The sequence below is a fragment of the Xanthobacter tagetidis genome, from assembly GCF_003667445.1.
In the GTDB taxonomy this organism is placed as follows: Bacteria; Pseudomonadota; Alphaproteobacteria; order Rhizobiales; family Xanthobacteraceae; genus Xanthobacter; species Xanthobacter tagetidis.
In genome coordinates, this window is sequence record NZ_RCTF01000002.1 from 296,186 (window position 1) to 315,319 (window position 19,134).

The 19,134-nt window shown below is 69.3% G+C and carries 18 protein-coding genes; 4 read left to right on the plus strand and 14 right to left on the minus strand.

Translation table 11 applies throughout. The annotated features are described in order from the left end of the window. Positions 1 to 2 precede the first annotated feature (2 nt). The 13 genes from ssuC to xth all read right to left on the minus strand — a co-directional run bounded on the left by ssuC (position 3) and on the right by xth (position 12,121). Positions 3 to 782, minus strand: a complete 780-nt coding sequence (gene ssuC / locus D9R14_RS04130; protein WP_121622035.1) for an aliphatic sulfonate ABC transporter permease SsuC — start codon at positions 780 to 782, stop codon at positions 3 to 5. Beyond that, on the minus strand, positions 779 to 1,930 hold the full coding sequence (ssuD, locus tag D9R14_RS04135) for an FMNH2-dependent alkanesulfonate monooxygenase (protein WP_121622036.1): 1,152 nt from the start codon (positions 1,928 to 1,930) through the stop codon (positions 779 to 781). Before ssuD ends, ssuC begins: the two co-directional genes overlap by 4 nt. Positions 1,931 to 1,961: 31 nt before the next feature. Next, positions 1,962 to 2,927, minus strand: a complete 966-nt coding sequence (locus D9R14_RS04140) for an aliphatic sulfonate ABC transporter substrate-binding protein (RefSeq protein ID WP_121622037.1) — start codon at positions 2,925 to 2,927, stop codon at positions 1,962 to 1,964. 29 nt (positions 2,928 to 2,956) lie between these two features. Then, positions 2,957 to 3,913: an aliphatic sulfonate ABC transporter substrate-binding protein gene (locus D9R14_RS04145; protein WP_121622038.1), complete on the minus strand. Its 957-nt coding sequence runs from the start codon at positions 3,911 to 3,913 to the stop codon at positions 2,957 to 2,959. Between the two features lie 22 nt (positions 3,914 to 3,935). Further along, a complete protein-coding gene (gene msuE / locus D9R14_RS04150; protein ID WP_121622039.1) occupies positions 3,936 to 4,493 on the minus strand; it encodes an FMN reductase in 558 nt (185 codons plus the stop codon). A 429-nt stretch (positions 4,494 to 4,922) separates the two neighbouring features. Beyond that, on the minus strand, positions 4,923 to 5,633 hold the full coding sequence (locus tag D9R14_RS04155) for a GntR family transcriptional regulator (protein ID WP_210210806.1): 711 nt from the start codon (positions 5,631 to 5,633) through the stop codon (positions 4,923 to 4,925). Next, on the minus strand, positions 5,633 to 6,832 hold the full coding sequence (locus tag D9R14_RS04160) for an FAD-dependent oxidoreductase (RefSeq protein ID WP_121622040.1): 1,200 nt from the start codon (positions 6,830 to 6,832) through the stop codon (positions 5,633 to 5,635). The genes D9R14_RS04155 and D9R14_RS04160 overlap by 1 nt, the downstream gene beginning before the upstream one ends. A gap of 289 nt (positions 6,833 to 7,121) precedes the next feature. Further along, positions 7,122 to 7,910 (minus strand): ABC transporter ATP-binding protein, encoded by a 789-nt coding sequence (locus D9R14_RS04165; protein ID WP_121622041.1) that lies wholly within the window; start codon positions 7,908 to 7,910, stop codon positions 7,122 to 7,124. Between the two features lie 8 nt (positions 7,911 to 7,918). Continuing rightward, the gene (locus D9R14_RS04170; protein WP_121622042.1) at positions 7,919 to 8,725 is read right to left on the minus strand and encodes an ABC transporter permease; all 807 of its coding nucleotides are present in this window, start codon (positions 8,723 to 8,725) and stop codon (positions 7,919 to 7,921) included. A gap of 69 nt (positions 8,726 to 8,794) precedes the next feature. Beyond that, positions 8,795 to 9,784: an ABC transporter substrate-binding protein gene (locus D9R14_RS04175; protein WP_121622043.1), complete on the minus strand. Its 990-nt coding sequence runs from the start codon at positions 9,782 to 9,784 to the stop codon at positions 8,795 to 8,797. Positions 9,785 to 9,837: 53 nt separating this feature from the next. Next, the gene (locus D9R14_RS04180; protein WP_121622044.1) at positions 9,838 to 10,536 is read right to left on the minus strand and encodes a DUF2848 domain-containing protein; all 699 of its coding nucleotides are present in this window, start codon (positions 10,534 to 10,536) and stop codon (positions 9,838 to 9,840) included. Positions 10,537 to 10,850: 314 nt separating this feature from the next. Then, positions 10,851 to 11,243 carry a GFA family protein gene (locus D9R14_RS04185; protein WP_121622045.1) on the minus strand — a complete coding sequence of 131 codons (393 nt, stop codon included), beginning with the start codon at positions 11,241 to 11,243 and terminating at the stop codon, positions 10,851 to 10,853. 89 nt (positions 11,244 to 11,332) lie between these two features. Continuing rightward, positions 11,333 to 12,121 carry an exodeoxyribonuclease III gene (gene xth / locus D9R14_RS04190; protein ID WP_121622046.1) on the minus strand — a complete coding sequence of 263 codons (789 nt, stop codon included), beginning with the start codon at positions 12,119 to 12,121 and terminating at the stop codon, positions 11,333 to 11,335. Between the two features lie 584 nt (positions 12,122 to 12,705). Here xth and D9R14_RS04195 point away from each other — a divergent pair. From D9R14_RS04195 to D9R14_RS04210, 4 genes are all read left to right on the plus strand, one after another. Then, complete coding sequence (locus D9R14_RS04195) at positions 12,706 to 13,884, plus strand: MBOAT family O-acyltransferase (RefSeq protein WP_342634772.1); 1,179 nt, start codon at positions 12,706 to 12,708, stop codon at positions 13,882 to 13,884. Between the two features lie 3 nt (positions 13,885 to 13,887). Then, complete coding sequence (locus D9R14_RS04200; RefSeq protein WP_121622047.1) at positions 13,888 to 15,063, plus strand: alginate O-acetyltransferase AlgX-related protein; 1,176 nt, start codon at positions 13,888 to 13,890, stop codon at positions 15,061 to 15,063. A 118-nt stretch (positions 15,064 to 15,181) separates the two neighbouring features. Continuing rightward, complete coding sequence (locus D9R14_RS04205; RefSeq protein ID WP_147452941.1) at positions 15,182 to 16,921, plus strand: cation:proton antiporter domain-containing protein; 1,740 nt, start codon at positions 15,182 to 15,184, stop codon at positions 16,919 to 16,921. 63 nt (positions 16,922 to 16,984) lie between these two features. Continuing rightward, positions 16,985 to 18,127 (plus strand): cyclic nucleotide-gated ion channel, encoded by a 1,143-nt coding sequence (locus tag D9R14_RS04210; protein ID WP_170168483.1) that lies wholly within the window; start codon positions 16,985 to 16,987, stop codon positions 18,125 to 18,127. A gap of 19 nt (positions 18,128 to 18,146) precedes the next feature. Here the strand turns inward: D9R14_RS04210 and D9R14_RS04215 are convergent, their stop codons facing one another. Then, entirely contained in the window at positions 18,147 to 19,028 is an 882-nt protein-coding gene (locus tag D9R14_RS04215; RefSeq protein WP_121622050.1) for a LysR substrate-binding domain-containing protein, read from the minus strand. Positions 19,029 to 19,134 lie beyond the last annotated feature (106 nt).

Here is a 19,134-nt window from a genome sequence, read left to right on the forward strand (position 1 = left end):
CCTCACTGGGGCTGGAAGGCCGGGTGCCATGTCAGGAACGCGCGCTCCAGCAGGCGGGCGGCGCTGTCCGCAAGCTTGCCGAGCAGCGCGTAGATCAGGATCGACAGCACCACCACATCGATCAGCAGGAACTCGCGCGCCTGCATCGCCATGTAGCCGAGGCCCGAGGAGGCGGAGATGGTCTCGGCCACGATCAGCGTCAGCCACATGATGCCGAGCGCGTAGCGCAGCCCGACGAAGATCGAAGGCAGGGCCCCCGGCAGGATCACCCGGGCGAACAGTTCCAGGCGCGACATGCCGTAGATGCGCCCCATCTCGATCAGCTGCGGGTCCACCGTGCGGATGCCGTGCAGGGTGTTGATGTAGATCGGGAAGAACACGCCGAGGGCGACCAGGAACAGCTTGGCCTCCTCGTCGATGCCGAACCACAGGATGACCAGCGGGATCAGCGCCAGGTGCGGGATGTTGCGCACCATCTGCAGCGTCGTGTCCGAGGCGGCGCGGCTGATGCCCGAAATGCCGTTGGCAAGGCCGAGCGCGAAGCCGATGGCGCCGCCGATGGCGAAGCCCACCAGCGCCCGCCAGGCGGAGACACCGATATGCTTGAAGATGTCTCCGGAAACGGTGAGCTTCCACAAGGCCGCCGCCACGTCGGAGGGGGCCGGCAGAATGGTCGGCGGGATCTCGCCGAGGCGGGCCGCCGCCTCCCAGCCGACGAGCAGCAGGACCGGCAAGACCCAGCCGGCCCCGCCCTCCACGGTGCGCCTGAGGGGGGCGCTCATGACGCCGCCTTCAGTTTCGAGCCGCCATGCGCGCCAACCGCGAACTCGTTGGCGATCTTGCTGTTGAAGCGGGTGTCGCGGCCGAGCCCGAGCGCGGGGAACAGAAGCTCCGCCACCCGGTAGGCTTCCTCCAGATGCGGGTAGCCGGAGCCGATCACGGTGTCGATGCCGAGCTCCTGGTATTCCGCCAGCCGCTGCGCGACCTGCTCCGGCGTGCCTACCAGCGCGGTGCCCGCGCCCGAGCGCACGAGGCCGACGCCGGCCCACAGATTGGGCGAGACCACGAGGCGGTCGCGCCGGCCGCCGTGCAGCGCCGCCATGCGCCGCTGGCCCTCCGAATCCATCTCCACCTTGAAGCGCTTCTGCGCCCGCGCGATCTGGTCGTCGGTGATGCGGCTGATGAGCCGGTCGGCGGCGGCCCAGGCCTCGTCCTCGGTCTCGCGCACGATGAAGTGCAGCCGGATGCCGAAGCGGATGTCGCGCCCGCGGGCGGCGGCCTTGCGGCGCACCGCAGCGATCTTCTCCTTCACCCCCGCCGGCGGCTCGCCCCAAGTGAGGTAGAGGTCGGTCTGGTCCACGCCCAGCACCTGGCCCGCCTCCGAGGAGCCGCCGAAATAGAGCGGCGGGGTGGGGCGCTGCACCGGGGCGAAGTCGAGCCGCCCGCCCTCGATACGGTAGTAGCGGCCGTCGAAGTTCACGGTCTCGCCGGAGACGAGGCGCCGCCAGATGGTGAGGAACTCGTCCGCCTGCGCATAGCGCTCGTCATGGGCGATGAAGAGCCCGTCGCCGGCGAGCTCGGTCGGGTTGCCGCCCACGACCACGTTGAGCAGGAGCCGCCCGTTGCTCAGGCGGTCGAGGGCGGCGGTCTGGCGGGCCGCGAACGCGGGGGTGGTGACCCCCGGCCGCAGCGCCACCAGAAACTTCAATTTCTCGGTCACCGTGGCGAGGCCCGCGGCGGTGATCCAGCTGTCCTCGCAGCTCTGGCCGGTGGGCAGCAGCACGCCCTGGTAGCCGAGCCGGTCCACCGCCTGCGCGATCTGCTTGAAGTAGCCGAATTCCGGCGGCCTCTGCCGGGTTTCCGAGCCGAGATAGGAGCCGTCGCCGTGGGTGGGAATGAACCAGAAGAAGTTGATCGGGTCGCGGGCCATGGGGGCCTCCTTCGCGGTGCCGGTTGAGGGGTCAGCTCTGGGGACGCACCCACACCGCGTCCTTCACGACGATGGCGCGGGGGATGAGGCCGAGCTTGGCGAAGCGGTCGGCGGTCTGCTGCTGGCCGGCGATCACCTCGGCTGTCAGCGGGCCGACGCCGAACACCTGCCGGTCGGCGGCGCGGGTCTGGGCGGCGATGTCGACACCCGTCACCTCCGCCAGCACCTTGGCGACCTCGGTGCGGTTCTGGTCGGCCCACCTGGCGCTCTGCTTCAGCGCGTCCTCGGCCTTGATCACCACCGCGGGATGGGCGGCGGCGAAGCTCTTGTTGGCGAGGAAGTAGGTGTTGACGTTCAGCTCGTCCTTGGTGGTGGTGAGCACGCGCGGCTTGTGGCGCAGCTCGGCGATGGCGAAGAACGGGTCCCAGATCGACCAGGCGTCGATCTTGCCGGAGGCGAACGCCGCCGCCGCATCCGCCGGCGAGAGATAGACCGGCGTGATGTCCGCGAACGGCACGCCGGCGCGCTCCAGCGCGGCCACCAGCAAGTTGTGTGCGCTCGATCCCTTGGTGACGCCCACCTTCTTGCCCTTCAGGCCGGCCACCGAGGTGACGGCGCTGTCCGCCGGCACGAGGATGCCCTCGCCCGCGCCGTTGGAGGGCAAAGCGGCCACGTAGACGAGGTTCGCGCCCGCCGCCTGGGCGAAGATGGGCGGGGCGTCGCCGGTCCATCCCACGTCCACGGCGCCGGCGTTCAGCGCCTCCAGCAGCGGCGGGCCGGAGGGGAATTCCACCCAGCGCACCGAGATGCCTTCGGGCGCGAGCGCCTTCTCGATGATCTGTAGGTGGCGCGTGACCACCGGCAGGCCGGCCTTCTGGAAGCCGATGCGGAATTCCTTGAGCGGCGCCTGCTGCGCACCGGCCGGCGAAAGGCCGATGACGGCGGAGGCGGCGGCGGCGAGGGCGAGAAGGCCGGCGCGGCGGGAGAGGGCGATCATGTGCATGTTCCTTTGCGAAGGCGGGGCTGTCAGGCGCGGGCGGCCGACCAGACGATGTCGGAGACGGTGATCGCCTTGGGGATCAGGCCAAGCGCGAGGAAGGTGTCGGCGATCTCCTGCTGCTGGCGCACCACGGCGTCGGTGATCGGGTTCAGCTCGATCGGGTAGCGGTTGGTGGCGATCTTCTGCGCCTCCAGCTCGACGCCCGTGACCTCGGCGGTGAGCTGGGCCAGCGCGTCGCGGTTCCGCGCCGCCCAGGCGGTCACCTGCTTCAGCTCGTCCAAGGCGGCGTGCAGCACCTGCGGCGCCTTGGTCGCGGTGGTCTTGTTGGCGAGATAGAAGGTGTGGCTCGCCAGCCCGTCATTGGTGGTGACGATGGCACGCGCGTCGTGGCGCTTCTGGGCGATGGCCCAATAGGGGTCCCAGATGGTCCAGGCGTCCACGCGGCCGGAGGCGAAGGCGGCAGCGGCGTCCGCCGGGGCGAGATAGACCGGCGCGATGTCGGTGAAGGAGAGGCCGGCGCGCTTCAGCGCCTGCACCGTGAAATTGTGCGAGGACGAGCCCTTGGCGATGGCGACCTTCTTGCCCTTGAGGTCGGCGACGCTCTTGATGGGGGAGTCCGTCGGCACCAGGGTCGCGGACTGGGTCGCCGGAGCGGCGGCGACGTAGAGCAGGTTGGCGCCGGCCGCCTGGGCGAAGATCGGCGGCGTGTCGCCCACGGTGCCGATGTCCACCGAGCCCGAGCCCAGCGCCTCCAGCAGCGGCGGCCCGAACTGGAACTCCACCCAGCGTACGGACTCGACGCCGAGGCCCTTCAGGCGCTTCTCCAGCGCCTGCTGCTGGCGCGCGGCGACCAGGATGCCGCTCGATTTCTGGTAGCCGACCTTGAACTCCTTCGGCACCTCCTGCGCGACGGCGGAACGATGGGCGAAGGCAAGGGCGGCGGCGCCGGCGGTGCCGGCGAGGAACTGGCGCTTGGTAAGCATGGATCGGTCTCCGGATCGCCGGTCAGGCGACGTTGGGGATGGGGTGGCGGACCGCGAAGGCGAGCGCGCGGTCGAGTTCGCCGGCGGCCTGGGCGATGCGGGCCGAAACGGCGTGGTCGGCGATGACGCCCTCGCGGAAGTCCTGGTCGCCGGCATAGATGGCGGTGGGCAGGGTGAGGGCGGCGAAGAAGCCGAACAGCGGCCGCAACTGGTGCTCGACGACGAGCGCATGGCGGTGGCCGCCGCCGGTGGCGGCGAGGATCACCGGCGTGCCGGCCAGCGCGGTGGGATCGACAAAGTCGATCAGGTGCTTGAACAGCCCCGCATATGAGCCCTTGTAGACCGGGGAGCCGACGATCAGCGCATCCGCCTCCTCGATGGCCGAGACGATGGCCTGCGCGGCGCGGGGCAGCGCCTCGCGGTTGGAGGTGCCGATGGCGGGGCCGGCGTCGACGAGATCGTAGATCTCCAGCGACACCGCCCGGCGGGCGGAGACCTCCGCGCCGATGGTCTCGATCAGGGCGCGGGTGCGCGAGGGGCGACGGGTGCTGCCCGAAAAGCCGACGATGCGGGGGATCATGGGTGGCCTCCGGCGGCGCGACGGGGCGGGTGCGCAATGGACATGACGGGGCGTTCGCCGGCGGGGCCGGCGCCTTCTTTCAAAACGGGTGAGGGCGAAGGGAGGCGAGCGGCAGCGGGCGCTCAGCGCCGCGTGCTGCCGCTCCCTCTACACGGACGGATGCGCACGCCGGCAATCATGGTGTGCCTCGTTCAAGCCGTTCCTGATGCGCGGCGACGGCGTGCGCCACCGCAATGTCCCACCATGATTGGCCGGGGCGGGAGGCGGTGTCAATATTAAATCTACTAAATCAATAGACTAAATAAAATTTCAACGATTTCGTCATCTATCTATCTGATATAATTACATATATTCGAACTACCGAGCAGCGGGTCGGAGCCGGTTGCCGCACGATCTGTCGGCACGTCGATCGGTGCAGCCGGCCGCGCGTCACAGCTGGCGCGTCAGGTTCTCGGCGAAGGAGAGGATGTGCGCGCGCGTCGCCGCCTCTGCCGCGTCGGCGTCGCCGGCGCGCAGCGCATCGACGATGGAGGCATGCTCGTCCACCACGCGGCGGTGGTGCTCGGGGGCGCGCAGCGAGACGAACCACACGCGCTGCGCATGCTCGTGCAGGGTCCGCAGGATCTCGCCCAGCACCTGGTTGCGCGCCGCGGCGGAGATGGTGGCGTGGAACGCGGCGTCGAGGCGCATCAGCATCTCGATGTCGCGCGCGGTCGCCGCTTCCCCGCCCTGGCGCACATTGTCGGCGAGCGCCGCGATCACGCGCGGCGTGGCGCGCTCGGCGGCGAGGCGGGCGCAGAAGCCTTCGTTGACGAGGCGCACGTCCACCATGTCGCGCACCTCGTCGTGGGAGATGGGGCGCACGATGATGCCCTTGCGCGGCAGCACCTCGACCAGCCCGTCGCGCATCAGCCGGTCGAACGCCTGGCGCACCGGCGTGCGGCCGAGCCCGAGGCTGGCGGAGACCGCCGCCTCGCTCAGTGCCTCGCCGGGGCGGAAGGCGCACATGATGATGCGCCGCTTGATGGTCTCGTAGGCCTCGTCGCGCAGCGAGCGCGGCGCCGTACCCTCACGGTTCTCGCCCGCGCGGCCGTCGCTCGCGTCAGGCAACGTCAGGTCCGGCGCGCGTCCGCTTGGCATCATCCCAGCTCCGCCGCGCGCTTCAGGCTCGCGAACATGGACACCCGCAAGAGGTAGTCCCGCATGGCGGCGGGATCGTCCTTGACGTGCCGCATCTGATCCGTGAAGCGCGCCTGGTCCTCGGGGCTCGCGGCCTCCAGGTTGCGCTTGTTCTGGATCGTCTGGGTCTGCACGTATTCCACCGTCACCTGCCGGCGCTGGAGGTCGTAGCGGTCGAGTTCGTCGTCCCCCGCCTCCTTGTGCCACACCTTGGCGAGGCGCTGCGAGAGGCTGACGGCGTCGTGGATGCCGCCGTTCATGCCCATGCCGCCGAGCGGGTTGTTGATGTGGGCGGCGTCGCCGGCAAGGAAGGCGCGGCCCACGCGGTAGGTCTTCGCCACCCGCTGGTGCACCCGGTAGAGGGTCGCGTGGGCGATGTCGAACGCCGCAGGCCCCTGCGGGCAGGCGCGCTTCAGCAGCGACTGGCCGAAGGCGGCGGAGACCGCGTCCTGGTCGCTCATGTCGGGATGGACCGGGAACATCACCCGCCACAGGTCCGGCACCTTCAGCAGGAAATGCCACAAATCGGGGTCGGCGACGTAGGACACCGCGTCGAGGTTCGGCATCACGGAATAGAAGTCGAACGGGGTCGAGAGCACCAGGAAGCGCTCCGGCCAGGTGAAGCCCTCGAACTCGATGCCCAGGGCCTGCCGCACCTGCGAGCGTGCGCCGTCGGCGCCGATCAGCCAGCGCCCGCGCCGCGTCTCCACGGCCCCGCCCTCGCGGGCGATCTCCACCGAAACGCCGTCGGCATCCTGCGTGACGCCCACCACACGGCGGCCGAATTCGATCTCGAAGCCGGGCGTGCCATCAAGCTTGTTCAGCAGGATGCGCGTGAGCTTGAACTGCTCGGACTGGAGCCGGTAGGGGTGGCGCGTGGCGTCGGCGATGGCCGCGAAGTCGAAATCGGCGATCACCTCGCCGTTCATGCGCCGGTACTGGAAGCGCGGGGCGATGAGGCCCTCGGCGATCAGCTCCCCGGCGGCGCCCAGATCGTCCAGCATGTCGAGGGTCGGCGGGTGGAAGGTGGAGGCGCGCGATTCCGTCGCCAGCGCCTGCTCGCCCTCGAACACCGTCACCGGCACGCCGCGCCGCACCAGTTCCGCCGCCGCCACCATGCCCACCGGCCCTGCGCCGGCGATGAAGACCCGCTCTTCCATTCTCGTTCCGTCCTTGCCTCTTGTCCTCTGGGTCTCGGAAAGACCGCGCTATCGGACCCGCGTGCGGCGCGTGCTCCGGAGGCTGTCGGGACACGCCACCCTCGCGGGTCCTTGTCCTGTCCTCCTGCCGTCATGCCCCGGCTTGTCCGGGGCATCCACCCGCCGCTCGCGCGGCGTGTCAGGACCGGTCAGGCCCGGCCCACAGGGTGGACCCCCGGACAAGCCGGGGGGTGACGGTACGGCAAATGCCTGGGGATCTCCTCAAAGCCATGCCGGCTCCTCGCAATCCTCAAGCTGCCGTCGACGCGTCGCGTCCCGACACGGAGATCCAGTGGCGGATCTCCGAGCGGATGCGGTCCACCTCGGCCGGGCTGTCGCTGGCGCCCTCAGGCACGGCGATCTGGTGCACGAGGCGCGCCGGCGCGCCGAACACCAGGATGCGGGTACCGAGATAGATCGCCTCGTCGATGGAGTGGGTGACGATCAGGAACGTCATCTTCTGCCGCCGCGCCAGCGCCCGGAAGTCGGAGCGCAGCCGCATGGCGGTGATCTCGTCGAGCGCGCTGAAGGCCTCGTCCAGGAGGATGATCTCCGGGCCGGTCGCGAAGGCGCGGGCGATGTTGGTGCGCTGGCGCATGCCGCCGGACATCTCGCTCGGCAGCGCCTCGGTGAAGGTCCCGAGGCCCACCGCGCGAAGCCATTCGCGCGCCCGCTCGCGCCGCTCCGCCTCCGGAACGCCCTGGATCTGAAGGCCGAGCGCCACGTTGTCGGTGGCGGTGAGCCAGGGCAGGAGCCGGTCCTCCTGGAAGATGCGCGCGATGCGGCCCTTCTTGCGGATGAACTTCTCCACCGGCTCGCCGTCGATGGTGATGCGCCCGCCGTCGAGGCTCTTGAGGCCCAGCAGGCAGTCGAACAGCACCGACTTGCCGGCGCCGGTGGGCCCGACGATGGCGACATACTCGTTGTCGGCCACGTCGAAGGTCAGCTCGCGGATCGCCTCCACGGCGCCGCCGCTCTTCTGGATGAAGGACTTCTTCGCCTTCTCGACGCGGATCTTCACAGGCGATTGCTCGGACATGGCGGGCCTCACGTGCGGTCGTGGTGGTCGCCGCGCCAGCGCAGCACGATGCGTTCGAGCGCCTCGACGCCGTGGGTCATCATGATCGCCACCGCCACCATGATGAGGGTCCAGGCGAGCACCATGGCCATGTCGAACACGTTCTTGGCGAGGTCGAGCTCGCGGCCAATGCCGAACGAGGCGCCCACCAGCTCGGCCACGATCACGGTGCGCACCGCATTGCCGATGTTGAGCTTGGTGGCGGTGAAGGCGAACGACTTCACGAACGGCCACAGCAGCAGGCGGATGTACTGGGCGCGGCTGGCGCCGAACGAGAGCACCATGTCGGTGAGCTTGCGGTCGATGGAGCGCACGCCGTCATAGACGCAGAAGGCGGTGATCGGCACGCACAGCATCACCAGCACGAAGGCGATGCGCAGCTCCACGTTGGAAAACCAGATCACCACGATGATCACCCAGTTCAGCGCCGGCACGCCCATGATGAACTTGATGATCGGCCGCAGGAAGTCGTCGGCCCCGCGCCACAGCCCCATGGCCAGCCCGATGGGCACGCCGATGAGGAGCGACAGCATCACCGCGAACATCATCCGCGCGAAGGTGATGAGCCCCTGGGAGAGCATGTCCCAGGTGGTGAGGATGGTGAGGATGTTCTTCGCGATGTCGCCGAGGCTCGGGAACAGGATCGGCGGGAAGAACAGGGACGCCGTCTGCCAGGCGATGGCGAGCACCGCGAACGGCGCGACGGCCTTCAGGGCCCGCACGGCGCCGCGTCGGAGGCGGCTCGGCGCGGGGGCCGCGACTGCGATGTCGGACATGAGGCGATCCTCCGTGGCCAGTCCCGGCGGCGCGGCGAAGCCGGCGGCCGGGACGGTCGTTTCTGCCGCTTACTTCTTGGGCCAGGTGTAATAGACGCCGGCGTCCGGGACGGCATTAAGGAAGCCGGCCTCCTTGAAGCCCTTGAACAGGGCATCGAGGTTGTCCTTCTGCTCGATCGCGGGGACGACCACGAAGGTGGTGATCTTCATCTTCCGGCTCTCCTGAAGCGCCTCAACGGGCACCTTGGCGAACTCGGAAATGATCTTGTCGGCCTCTTCCGGGTTGGTGTTGTAGAAGTCCGCGGCCTCCTGCCACATCTTCAGCGTGGCCTGGACCTTGTCCGGATTGGCGTCGATCCAGGCCTTGTGGGCGAAGGCGCCGAGATACCAGACCGGCGCGTCGGACTTCATGCCGAGCGCCTCGCGGATCGAGGCGTTCATGTCGCCCACCAGGTGGAAGCCCTTGATGAGGGTCGAGGACAGGGCGGGGTCGAACAGCAGGCCGGCATCGGCGCGGTCGGCGAGCAGCATGGTCTGCACCGCTGCCGGAGCGGCGTCGACCACGTTGATGTTCTTGCGCGGATCGAGGTCGTTCTGCTTCAGGAAGAACGAGGCCATGCCGTAGAAGCCGGACGAGGTGGTCGCCGCCACCGTCTTGCCCTTGAGGTCCGCCGGCTTGGTGATGTCCGCCTTGTTGGAGACGAAGGCGTGGTTGGCGGTGGAGATGGTGAACAGCAACTGCACCGGCATGCCGCGGGTATAGAAGTTCGCCCCCGAGAACAGCGCGCCGAAGATGTGCGTGGTGCGGCCCGAGGCGAAGTCCGAATAGAGGATGCCGGGGTTCGGGTAGAGCTTGATGTCGAAGTCGAGCCCGTACTTCTTGTCGAGCCCGCGCTTCTGGATGATCGGCACGAGGAACGAGCCGTTCGAGGGCGGGGCGAGGCCGCCCGCGCCGGAGACGGTTTCCTGCGCGAGCGCGGGCGACGCCACAGCCAGGGCGCCGGCCAGAAGGCCGGCGAGGGCCGAGCGGCGCGTGAGAGGGCCGAAAATCGAAGTCATCGCTTGTCCCCTTCCGGTTGTTCTGGTGGACACCTGATGGCGCCCGCCGGGGCTCAGCCGAGCACCGGCAGCACGCTCACGTCGTAGCCGTGGCGGATGGTGCGGCCGAGCACGGGGTCCTCGATCTCGAACTCGAAGCGGTCGGCGGGGCGGATGCCGCCATGGGCGGCGAGCGTGCCGCAGAACATGGCGGCGCCGCCCTCGAACGGGCCGTCATAGCCACTGAGGATGTCGAGCGGCGGCAGCATGGCGGCGACCGAACCCTCCTGGTAGAGCGCGCGCTTGCCGTCGATGACGGCGTAGGAGCGCAGCATCAGGCGATCCCAGTGGGGCAGCACCTCGTCCAGCGCCCACAGCTCGGGCGCCACGGGCTTGTCGCACATCTGCTTGGAAACAGTGATGTTGTAGGTCTCGACCTTGCGGTCGGTATGGTCCGAGCCGATGCCGAGGAAGCGGCGGGCGCCGGTCTTGAGGATCATGAACTCCACCTCGCCGGACGAATCCGGGCCGGTGGATTCGATGGCGTCGGCGGTGGTCAGGCGGGCGGCGGCGACGCGGTAGTAGATCGGCGTCGAGGCGGGGCGCGGAACGCCCAGCTCCTCCAGCTCCTTGATGTGCTTTTCCAGCGCGACCTTGTCGCGCCCGGTCCAGCCGGCGATGACGGCGGTGCGGACGAGGATGGTCTCCTCATAGGAGCGGCCGTCGGCGTGGACGGTGAAGGTGAGGGCCTGGGCGTGTCCGGATGCGGACATCTTGTTTCCTCCAATGGATTGGCACTGCGGGAGATTCTGGAACGGCGGCGGCCCGGACGGGGCGCGAGCTGGCTTTCATACAAAGCCATCCTCGGGCCCGGTTCAAGCTGAAATATCAGGCGGATTTCACAATGATCCAGCCGAAGGCGCGAAGAGGCAGCGGGACTGTCCTATTTATCCAATAGACTGATTTTCATATATAAAACTGAGCACCCGGACCGCGCTTCGCCTTCCGATCGTGGCGGCGGATGCTGAATGGGCAGGCGCTCCTTTGCCCAATCAGAGGGCAGGTCCAGGGCTTCCCACCCGCGGCCTCACTCGGCCTCGGCCGCATGGCGCGGCAGGCCGGGGCCGAGGCCGTCGGCCATGGCGAGGGCGGTTGATGTCCAGATGTGGTGGGTGGGCGTCAGCTGGTCCGGGTCGTCGAGGGTGCCCAGCGTCACGTCCACCGCATCCTCGCGCGCCATGTCGAAGAGGATCGGGCTGCCGCAGGTGCCGCAGAAGCCGCGGGAGACGCCGGGGGAGGAGGCGTAGGTCGCCATAACCCCTTGCACGACCTCGAAATCCTCGCGCGCCACGGTCACCCACGGCAAGGCGGCCGAGCCCGAGGCGCGGCGGCAGATGGTGCAGTGGCACCAATAGGCCGCGCGCGGATGACGCAGCCGGTAGCGCACCGCGCCGCACAGGCAACCGCCTTGGAGGACCATGCGAAGTCCCTTTCCCGATCTCGCGAAATCACGCCCAATTCCCCGCGAGTCCACCTAGTCCCGCCTGGTCCCTTCCCGTCGTCCCGCCCTCAGGTGGCGATGGCGAGATCGGCCCACACCGGCACGTGGTCGGAGGGCTTCTCCCAGGCGCGCACGTGCTTGTCGATGCCCACCGCGATCAGCCTGTCCGCCGCCTGCGGCGAGAGCAGCAGATGGTCGATGCGGATGCCGTTGTCGCGCTGCCACGCCCCCGCCTGGTAGTCCCAGAAGGTGTAGAGGCGCGGCGCGTCGGAGGCGGCGCGCACCGCGTCGGTCAGGCCGAGATGGATCAGCTCGCGGAACGCCTGCCGGGTGCGCGGAAGAAACAGGGCGTCGCCCGCCCAGGCCGCGGGGTCGGCGGCGTCCTCCGGCATGGGGATGACGTTGAAGTCGCCGGCCAGCACCAGCGGCTCCTCCAGCTTCAGCCGGTCTTCGGCGAACGCCTTCAGGCGCGCCATGAAGCCGAGCTTGTAGGGATATTTCTCGGTGTCCGGCGGGTTGCCGTTGGGCAGATAGAGGCAGGCGACCCGCACCACCCCGCCTTTCACCGACACCACCGCCTCGATGAAGCGCGCCTGCTCGTCGCCGTCGTCGCCGGCGAGGCCGTGGGTCACGTCCTCGAGCGGCAGCTTGGAGAGCAGGGCGACGCCGTTGAAGCCCTTCTGGCCGTGGACGCTCACATTGTAGCCGAGGCTCTCGAACGGCTCACGCGGAAACGCCTCCGTCTGGCACTTGATCTCCTGGAGGCAGACCACCTCCGGGTCGGTTGCCTTGAGCCACGCCACCGCGTGGTCGAGCCGCTGGCGGATGGAGTTCACGTTCCAGGTGGCGATGCGCATTGGGGGGCTCCTCGGGCCGGCGAGGATAGCGTGCGGCGCCCCGGCCGCAAGGGCGGGGGCGGGGAGCACCCGTCCCCCTTGTGGGGAGGGCCAGGGTTGGGGGTGTCGGACCCATGCGGGAAGGCGCTTCCGCCGTCATGTCCGAGGGGCGCGCGACCCCCGCCCACTCGCCCCTCCCCGCAAGGAGGAGGGGAGTGCACCTGGCTTTGCGGTGTGGCTCACGGGGAGCCGGCCGGGAGTAGTCGCGGCGGCGCATCAGGTTCAAACGATCCCGCGTCCGCCGCCCGCCCGGCTTGCGGGCCGCGGCAAAGAATGGCATGGACGATCCTCGCTCCGGCCACAGCGGTATTTCCGGCATGACGTTCGCCTCGATCGAGTTTCTCTTTTATTTTTTCCCGCTGTTCCTGGTCCTGTATTTTTCCGCGAAGACGATTACGACGCGGAACTATATCTTTCTTGCCTTCTCTGTGGTCTTTTATGCGGCGGGCTACACGCCGCATATCATCGTTCTGTTCTTTTCTGTTGCGGTAAATTATTTTCTTGCGCAGATGATCGACCGCAGGGATGGACCTGAGCGTAAGAAGATGCTCGTGGTCGCCATCACATTCAATCTCATTCTGCTCGGCATCTTCAAGTATACCGGATTTCTAATCCAGAACCTCAACGTGCTTCTGGAGCCGACCGGCTTCTCGTTCCAGGTTCCCGCCATCGGCCTGCCGCTCGGCATCTCGTTCTATTCCTTCCACGCCATTTCCTATATCGCCGATATCTACAAGCGGAAGGTGCGCGCCAACCGGGACCCGGCCCAGTTCGCGCTCTATATGTGCATGTTCCCGCAGCTCGTGGCGGGCCCCATCGTGCGCTACAACACGGTGGCGCGGCAGCTTTCCAAGCGGCGCACCACCTGGGGCCGCTTCTCCGCCGGCGCGCGGCTGTTCGCCATCGGCCTCGCCTGGAAGGTGCTGATCGCCGACGAGCTGGCGCGCCTGGTGGACGGCATCTTCGACACCACCACCAACCCCACCTTCGTGGAGGCGTGGCTCGGCGTCTTCGCCTACACGATCCAGCTTTATTACGATTTCGCCGGCTACTCGACCATGGCGGTGGGCCTCGGCGTGATGGTGGGCTTCGTGCTGCCGCGCAATTTCCGCGTGCCGCTCACCTCCAAGAGCATCACCGAGTTCTGGCGCCGCTGGCACATGAGCCTGTCGGCCTTCCTGCGCGACTATCTCTACATTCCCCTCGGCGGCAGCCGGAAGGGCGAGACGCGCACCTACATCAACCTCTGGATCGTCTTCCTGCTGTGCGGCCTGTGGCACGGGGCCAGCTGGAACTTCGTGCTGTGGGGCGGCTATCACGGCATGTTCCTGGCCATGGAGCGCGCCGGCCTCGGGCGCATGCTGGAGCGCCTGCCGGGCGGCCTCGCCCAGGTCTATGCCATGGGGGTCCTGATGGTGGGCTGGTGCCTGTTCCGCACCAATTCCATGCCCGAGGCGGTGGAGATGTTCCAGGGCCTGATCGGCCTCAACGGCTTCTACCGCCCTTCCATGGCGCTCAGCTTCGGCCTCACCCCGCTCGCCATCGTCGCCATGATCGTCGGCTCGGCCATCGGCTTCTGGCAGTGGAAGCGCTGGCCGATCCTGTCCGGCGAGGGGCGGTTCGCCATGGTGGCGGACTATGCCTTCATCGGCGTGCTGATGGTGTTCAGCATCATCTGGCTCGGCGGCGCCTCCTCGACGCCGTTCCTCTACTACCGGTTCTGAGCCATGACCCTGCTCTCGCGCCATCGCCGCTATATGGGCGCCATGATCGCCGGCATCTTCGCGCTGCTGCTGCTGTCGAACCTCATCCCCGATCCGCTCGGCCGGTTCACCTGGCGCTCGGCGCTGCGGCCGGAGCTGGGCTACGGCCACATGATCTCGGTGGCGTTCAACAATGTGGGCGAGTTCATCCAGGACAATTTCGGCTTCCGCGCCTCGCTGCCGGTGCTGCGCCGGGAGCTACGCGCGGAACTCGCCTCGCCCGATACCCGGCCGATCTATTCCGGCCGCACCGGCCAGCTGTTCTGGGGGCGCGAGAACAGCCCCGAGCAGTCCGCCGGCGCCTTCGTGCGGGTGCCGGGCGTGCGGCGCTTCGCCGAGATGATCGGCGAGATGAACGCCATCCTCACCGCCCAGGGCGCGAAGCTCGTGGTGGCGCTGCCGCCCAACGCCCAGTCGGTGGACCTGGAGGGCCTGCCGGAGTGGCACGACCGGCTCGCCTATCCCACCACCGAGTACGACCTCATGCTCGGCGCCATGAAGGCGCTCGGCGTCACGGCGGTGGACCTGCGCGCGGAACTGCGCAAGACGCCCTATCCGCGCTACCTGCTCACCGACACCCACTGGAACTACCGCTCCTCGGTCGCCGCCTTCAACGCGGCGGTGACGGCGGCGGGGCATCCGGAATGGGCCCTCGACCTTTCGCGCGCCATCGGCGCCCAGCGGACGGTCCCGTCCGGCGACCTCCTGCGCACCATGCGGATGCCGCCGCAGATCCAGGACCACAACTTCGTGCTCCACGTGCCGCTGCGGAAGTTCGCGCTGGATCCGCGGCTGCCGCACCACAACGTGTTCCGCCCCTTCGCCTCCACCGTGTTCCCCTATAGCGGCGGGGGTCCGCGCGTGCTGGTGATGGGCGACAGCTTCAGCGCCCTGGTCTGGCCGCGCCTGTTCATGAATTCCAACGTGTCCGAGGTCGGCTGGATGCACGCCTCGCGGCAGGTGCTCGGCTCGTGCGATTTCAATTTCGACAACCTGCTGCGCTTCAAGCCGGACATCGTCATCTATGCCCGCGGCGAGCGCTTCTTCACCTGCGCGCCCCACGCCTGGCCGCGCAACCTGCCGCGCCCGGACGCGGCGCTGAAGGCGAAGGTCGCGGCGGCGGTGCCCGCTTTGCCGTGACGCCGCGCCGCCGCGCGCGGGGATACCGGCCCTTGCGGCGCGGGCGTAAGGTCCCTGCGGTCCGATAGCGCGGGCAGGGGGCGGCAAGCGGCGGGCAGGCGGCGGGCAGGGGGAAGGCGTGGTGGATACGGTCCTCAAGGACGCGATGGTCTATCTCATCGCCGCCGGCGTGCTGGTGCCGCTGTTCCACCGCGCGCGCATCGGCGCCGTGGTGGGCTTCATCGCCATCGGCGTCCTGCTCGGCCCGCACGGGCTCGGCCGCCTCGCCGCCGACGTGCCGCTGGTGCGCTTCATCACCATTTCCAGCCCGCAGCGGGTGGCGCCGTTCGGCGAATTGGGGGTGATCTTCCTCCTGTTCCTGCTGGGGCTCGAATTCTCGGCGGCGCGGCTGTGGGCGCTCCGGCGCGAGGTGTTCGGCGCCGGCGCGCTCCAGGTGGTGCTGTGCGCGGCGCCGCTCGCGGCGCTGCTCTATCTGCCGTTCGGCCATCCCGGCCTGGCGCTGGTGGTGGGGCTGTCGCTGGCGCTCTCGTCCACCGCCGTGGTCACCCAGCTTCTCGTCTCCGAGCACCGCTCGCTCACCGCCTTCGGGCAATTGGTGATCGCGGTGCTGCTGTTCCAGGACCTGATGGTGGTGCCGATCCTGCTGGCTGTGGACCTGCTCGGCCCGCAGTCGGGCGACGTGGCGTGGCTCGCGCTCTCCGCGCTGGGCAAGGCGGCGGCGGCGGTGGTGGCGATCCTGCTTGCCGGGCGCTTCGTGCTGGCGCCGCTGGTGGCGCTCGCCGCCAGCACCGGGCTGCGCGACCTCATCATGGCGATCACGCTGGTGGTGGTGGTGGGCGCCGCCGGGCTCACCCACGCCGCCGGGCTCTCCGCCGCGCTCGGCGCCTTCCTCGCCGGCATGCTCCTGTCGGAGACCGCCTACCGGCACCAGATCGAGATCGACCTGGAGCCGTTCAAGGGGCTCCTGATCGGCGTGTTCTTCGTCACCGTGGGCATGAGCGTCGATATCGCCGGCGTGCTGCCGCATGCCTGGCTTCTGGTGCAGGTGGTGGCGGCGGTGCTCGTCCTGAAGGTGGCCTTCACCTATGCCGCGGTGCGCCTCATGGGCGCGCGGCGGCCGGTGGCGGCGGAGGCCTCCGTCCTGCTCGCCCAGACCGGCGAGTTCGCGCTGGTGGTGCTCGGCCTGCTCGCGGCGCGCCGGCTGGTGGACCCGGCGCAGATGAGCACGCTGGTGACCGCGGTGGTCATCACGCTGGCGCTGACCCCGCTGATGGCGCGGCTCGGCCGCAGGCTCGGCGCGCGGCTGGAGCGGGCGGACGCGCGCGATCTGGAGGCGCCGGCCGCCATCGTCCCGCTGTCCGGACATGTGGTGATCGGCGGCTTCGGCCGGGTGGGCCGCACGGTGGCGGCCATCCTCGCGCGCGAGAACGTGCCGTTCGTGGCGGTGGACGCCGACCCGGTGCGCGCGGCGGTGGAGCGCCGGGCCGGCCGGCCGGTCTATTTCGGCGATGCCGGGCGGCTCGATCTGCTGGAGCGGCTGGGCGGCGACACGGCCAGCGCCTTCGTCGTCACGCTCGACGCCGCCGGCCCGGCCGAGGGCATGGCGGCCGCGGTGCGGGCGCGCTGGCCGAAGGCGGCTGTGGTGGCGCGCGCCCGCGACGCCGCCCACGCGCGCCGGCTCGCCGCGCTCGGCGTCTCAGGCGTCATCCCCGAGACCGTGGAGGCCAGCCTGCAGCTCGCCGGCCGCCTGCTGGAGGCGCTCGGCCTGCCCGAGGAGGTGGTGAGCGCGCGCATCGCCGAGGCGCGCGAGGCCGAGCGCGCGAAGATCGCGGGCGGGAGCGGCGCAGACGGCCGGTGATTTCCGGTAGGAATCGGCCTTATAGGTGGTGGGCAGGCGGGCACGCGCCCGCGGGAGATGGGCATGGATCACAGGAGTCTGCGCCGGCGGGTGTTCGACCTTCTGGAGCGCGACGTGCCGGGGGATCGCCTCGCCGACGTGATCCATTTCGGCCTGATCGCGGTGGTGGTCGTCAGCGTCGTCATCGCCGTGCTCGGCACGGTGCCGTCCCTGGGCCTCAGGGACGGGATCGCGTTCGGCGCCATCGAGCACGCCTGCCTCGCGGTGTTCGTGGTGGAATACCTGATGCGGCTGTGGGTGGCGCCGGAGCATCCCCTGCGGCGCGGCATGCCCGCGTGGAAGGCGAGCGTCGCCTATGCGTTCACGCCGTTCGCGGTCATCGACCTGCTCGCCATCGTGCCGCTGGCGGGCTCGCTGTTCGGCAGCTACGAACTGCACGGGCTGCTGGTGCTGCGCCTGATGCGCTTCCTGAAGCTCGCGCGCTACTCGTCGGGCTTCAACGCGCTGTTCCTCGCCATCCGGCGCGAGCGCTACGCGCTGTTCTCCTGCCTTCTGATCCTGGCCTCCGGCGTGCTCACGGCGGCGACGCTGATGTATCTCGTCGAGCGCGACATGCAGCCCGACCAGTTCGGCTCCATCCCGGCGGCCATGTGGTGGGCCATCACCACGCTCACCACTGTGGGCTATGGCGACGTGGTGCCGGTGACGGCGCTCGGGCGGGTGATCGGCGGCATCACCATGGTCTCGGGCCTGGTGATGCTGGCGCTGCCCATCGCCATCATCGCCACCTCGTTCTCGCAGGTGATCGCGCAGCACAATTTCGTCGTCACCCTCTCCATGGTCTCGCGGCTCGCCCCGTTCACCGACCTCGACCCGAAGGCGCTCGGCGCGCTGATGCCGGTGCTGCACTCGCGCAGCTTCGACCGCGGCCACCTGGTGGTGCGCAAGGGCGAGAAGACCGGCCACCTCTACGTGGTGCTGGAAGGCTATGTGGAGGTGGAGCACCCGGACGGCGTCGAGCGCCTGGGGCCGGGCGGGGTGTTCGGCGTCGCTCCAGGCGCGGGGATGGAGCACCTGACGGTGCGCGCCGCCAGCAAGGCCAAGGTCCTGGTGATCGAGGAGAACGAGTTGCACACCCTGATGGCGCGCCATCCGGTGGTGGTGGCGCGGCTCTCGGGCATGGTGTTCCCCAAGACGGGCGCCTGACGCGGCGTCGGCGCCGCGCCTACTGGGCGGCCTCGGCCTCGGTCAGGTTGTCGAGCCCCTGGATGATGTGGTGCGCGAGCGCGTCGGCGATCGGCGAGGGTTCGTGCCGGCTGCGCAGCAGGCCGATCTCGCACGGCGGCAGCGAGGGATAGCCGTCGCCGGTGCCCAGCACCCGCATGCCGGGCCGCAGCGCCGATTCGGGGAAGACCGACACCGCGAGGCCGGCGAGCACCGCCGCCGAGACCGCGCCGCTGTTGGGGCTGGTGTAGAGCACCCGGTGGCTGCGCCCGGTGCCGGCGAGGCGCGAGACCGCGAGCGCGCGCCATTCGCAGGTGGTCCGGCCGAGCGCCAGCGGCACCGGCGTCTCCAGGTGCACCGCATGCCGCGCCGAGGACACCCACATCAGCCGCTCGCGGCGGATCACCTGGGCGTTGCGGGCGGAGGTCTCGGTGTTGGTGATGATGGCGATGTCGATGCTGCCGGCGGCAACGCGCTGCGTCAGGTCGCTCGTGGGCTCGCAGATCACCGTCAGTTCCACCGAGGGATGGGTGCGCGAGAAGCGCGCCATGATGTCCGGCAGGTAGCGGTCGGCATAATCGTCCGGCACGCCGAGGCAGACCCGGCCGGACAGGGCCGTGTCGGTGAAGCTCGAAACCGCCTCCAGGTTCAGCTTCACGATGCGCCGGGCATAGTCGAGCAGGCGCTCGCCGTCCTCGGTGAGGCGCGAGGCGCGCCCGTCGCGGGTGAAGATCGGCCGTCCGACCCGCTCCTCCAGCCGCTTCATCTGCATGGAGACCGCCGACTGAGTCTTGTGCACCACCTCGGCCGCGCGGGTGAAGCTGCCGGTTTCGGCGATGGCCACGAAGGTCCGAAGCTGATCGGGATCGAGGAGGATGCTCATGATTGTCTCCCGGTCGTTTTTTAGGCGCCAGCGCCATCCCCTTGCCGCGCCACGCTCTGGCTGAGCCGGGGTCCGCGCGCCCGTCAACTCATCATTATCGATGATA

Coding starts and splice junctions, on each gene's coding strand:
- D9R14_RS04155 (WP_210210806.1), bottom strand. CDS start 5,633: ATGCCAAGCGGACGCGCGCCGGACCTGACGTTGCCTGACGCGAGCGAC.
- D9R14_RS04160 (WP_121622040.1), bottom strand. CDS start 6,832: ATGGAAGAGCGGGTCTTCATCGCCGGCGCAGGGCCGGTGGGCATGGTG.
- D9R14_RS04170 (WP_121622042.1), bottom strand. CDS start 8,725: ATGTCCGACATCGCAGTCGCGGCCCCCGCGCCGAGCCGCCTCCGACGC.
- xth (WP_121622046.1), bottom strand. CDS start 12,121: ATGCGCATCGCCACCTGGAACGTGAACTCCATCCGCCAGCGGCTCGAC.
- D9R14_RS04180 (WP_121622044.1), bottom strand. CDS start 10,536: ATGTCCGCATCCGGACACGCCCAGGCCCTCACCTTCACCGTCCACGCC.
- D9R14_RS04195 (WP_342634772.1), top strand. CDS start 12,706: ATGCTCGTGGTCGCCATCACATTCAATCTCATTCTGCTCGGCATCTTC.
- D9R14_RS04145 (WP_121622038.1), bottom strand. CDS start 3,913: ATGCTTACCAAGCGCCAGTTCCTCGCCGGCACCGCCGGCGCCGCCGCC.
- ssuC (WP_121622035.1), bottom strand. CDS start 782: ATGAGCGCCCCCCTCAGGCGCACCGTGGAGGGCGGGGCCGGCTGGGTC.
- D9R14_RS04200 (WP_121622047.1), top strand. CDS start 13,888: ATGACCCTGCTCTCGCGCCATCGCCGCTATATGGGCGCCATGATCGCC.
- D9R14_RS04185 (WP_121622045.1), bottom strand. CDS start 11,243: ATGGTCCTCCAAGGCGGTTGCCTGTGCGGCGCGGTGCGCTACCGGCTG.
- ssuD (WP_121622036.1), bottom strand. CDS start 1,930: ATGGCCCGCGACCCGATCAACTTCTTCTGGTTCATTCCCACCCACGGC.
- D9R14_RS04215 (WP_121622050.1), bottom strand. CDS start 19,028: ATGAGCATCCTCCTCGATCCCGATCAGCTTCGGACCTTCGTGGCCATC.
- D9R14_RS04165 (WP_121622041.1), bottom strand. CDS start 7,910: ATGTCCGAGCAATCGCCTGTGAAGATCCGCGTCGAGAAGGCGAAGAAG.
- D9R14_RS04140 (WP_121622037.1), bottom strand. CDS start 2,927: ATGATCGCCCTCTCCCGCCGCGCCGGCCTTCTCGCCCTCGCCGCCGCC.
- msuE (WP_121622039.1), bottom strand. CDS start 4,493: ATGATCCCCCGCATCGTCGGCTTTTCGGGCAGCACCCGTCGCCCCTCG.
- D9R14_RS04175 (WP_121622043.1), bottom strand. CDS start 9,784: ATGACTTCGATTTTCGGCCCTCTCACGCGCCGCTCGGCCCTCGCCGGC.
- D9R14_RS04210 (WP_170168483.1), top strand. CDS start 16,985: ATGGATCACAGGAGTCTGCGCCGGCGGGTGTTCGACCTTCTGGAGCGC.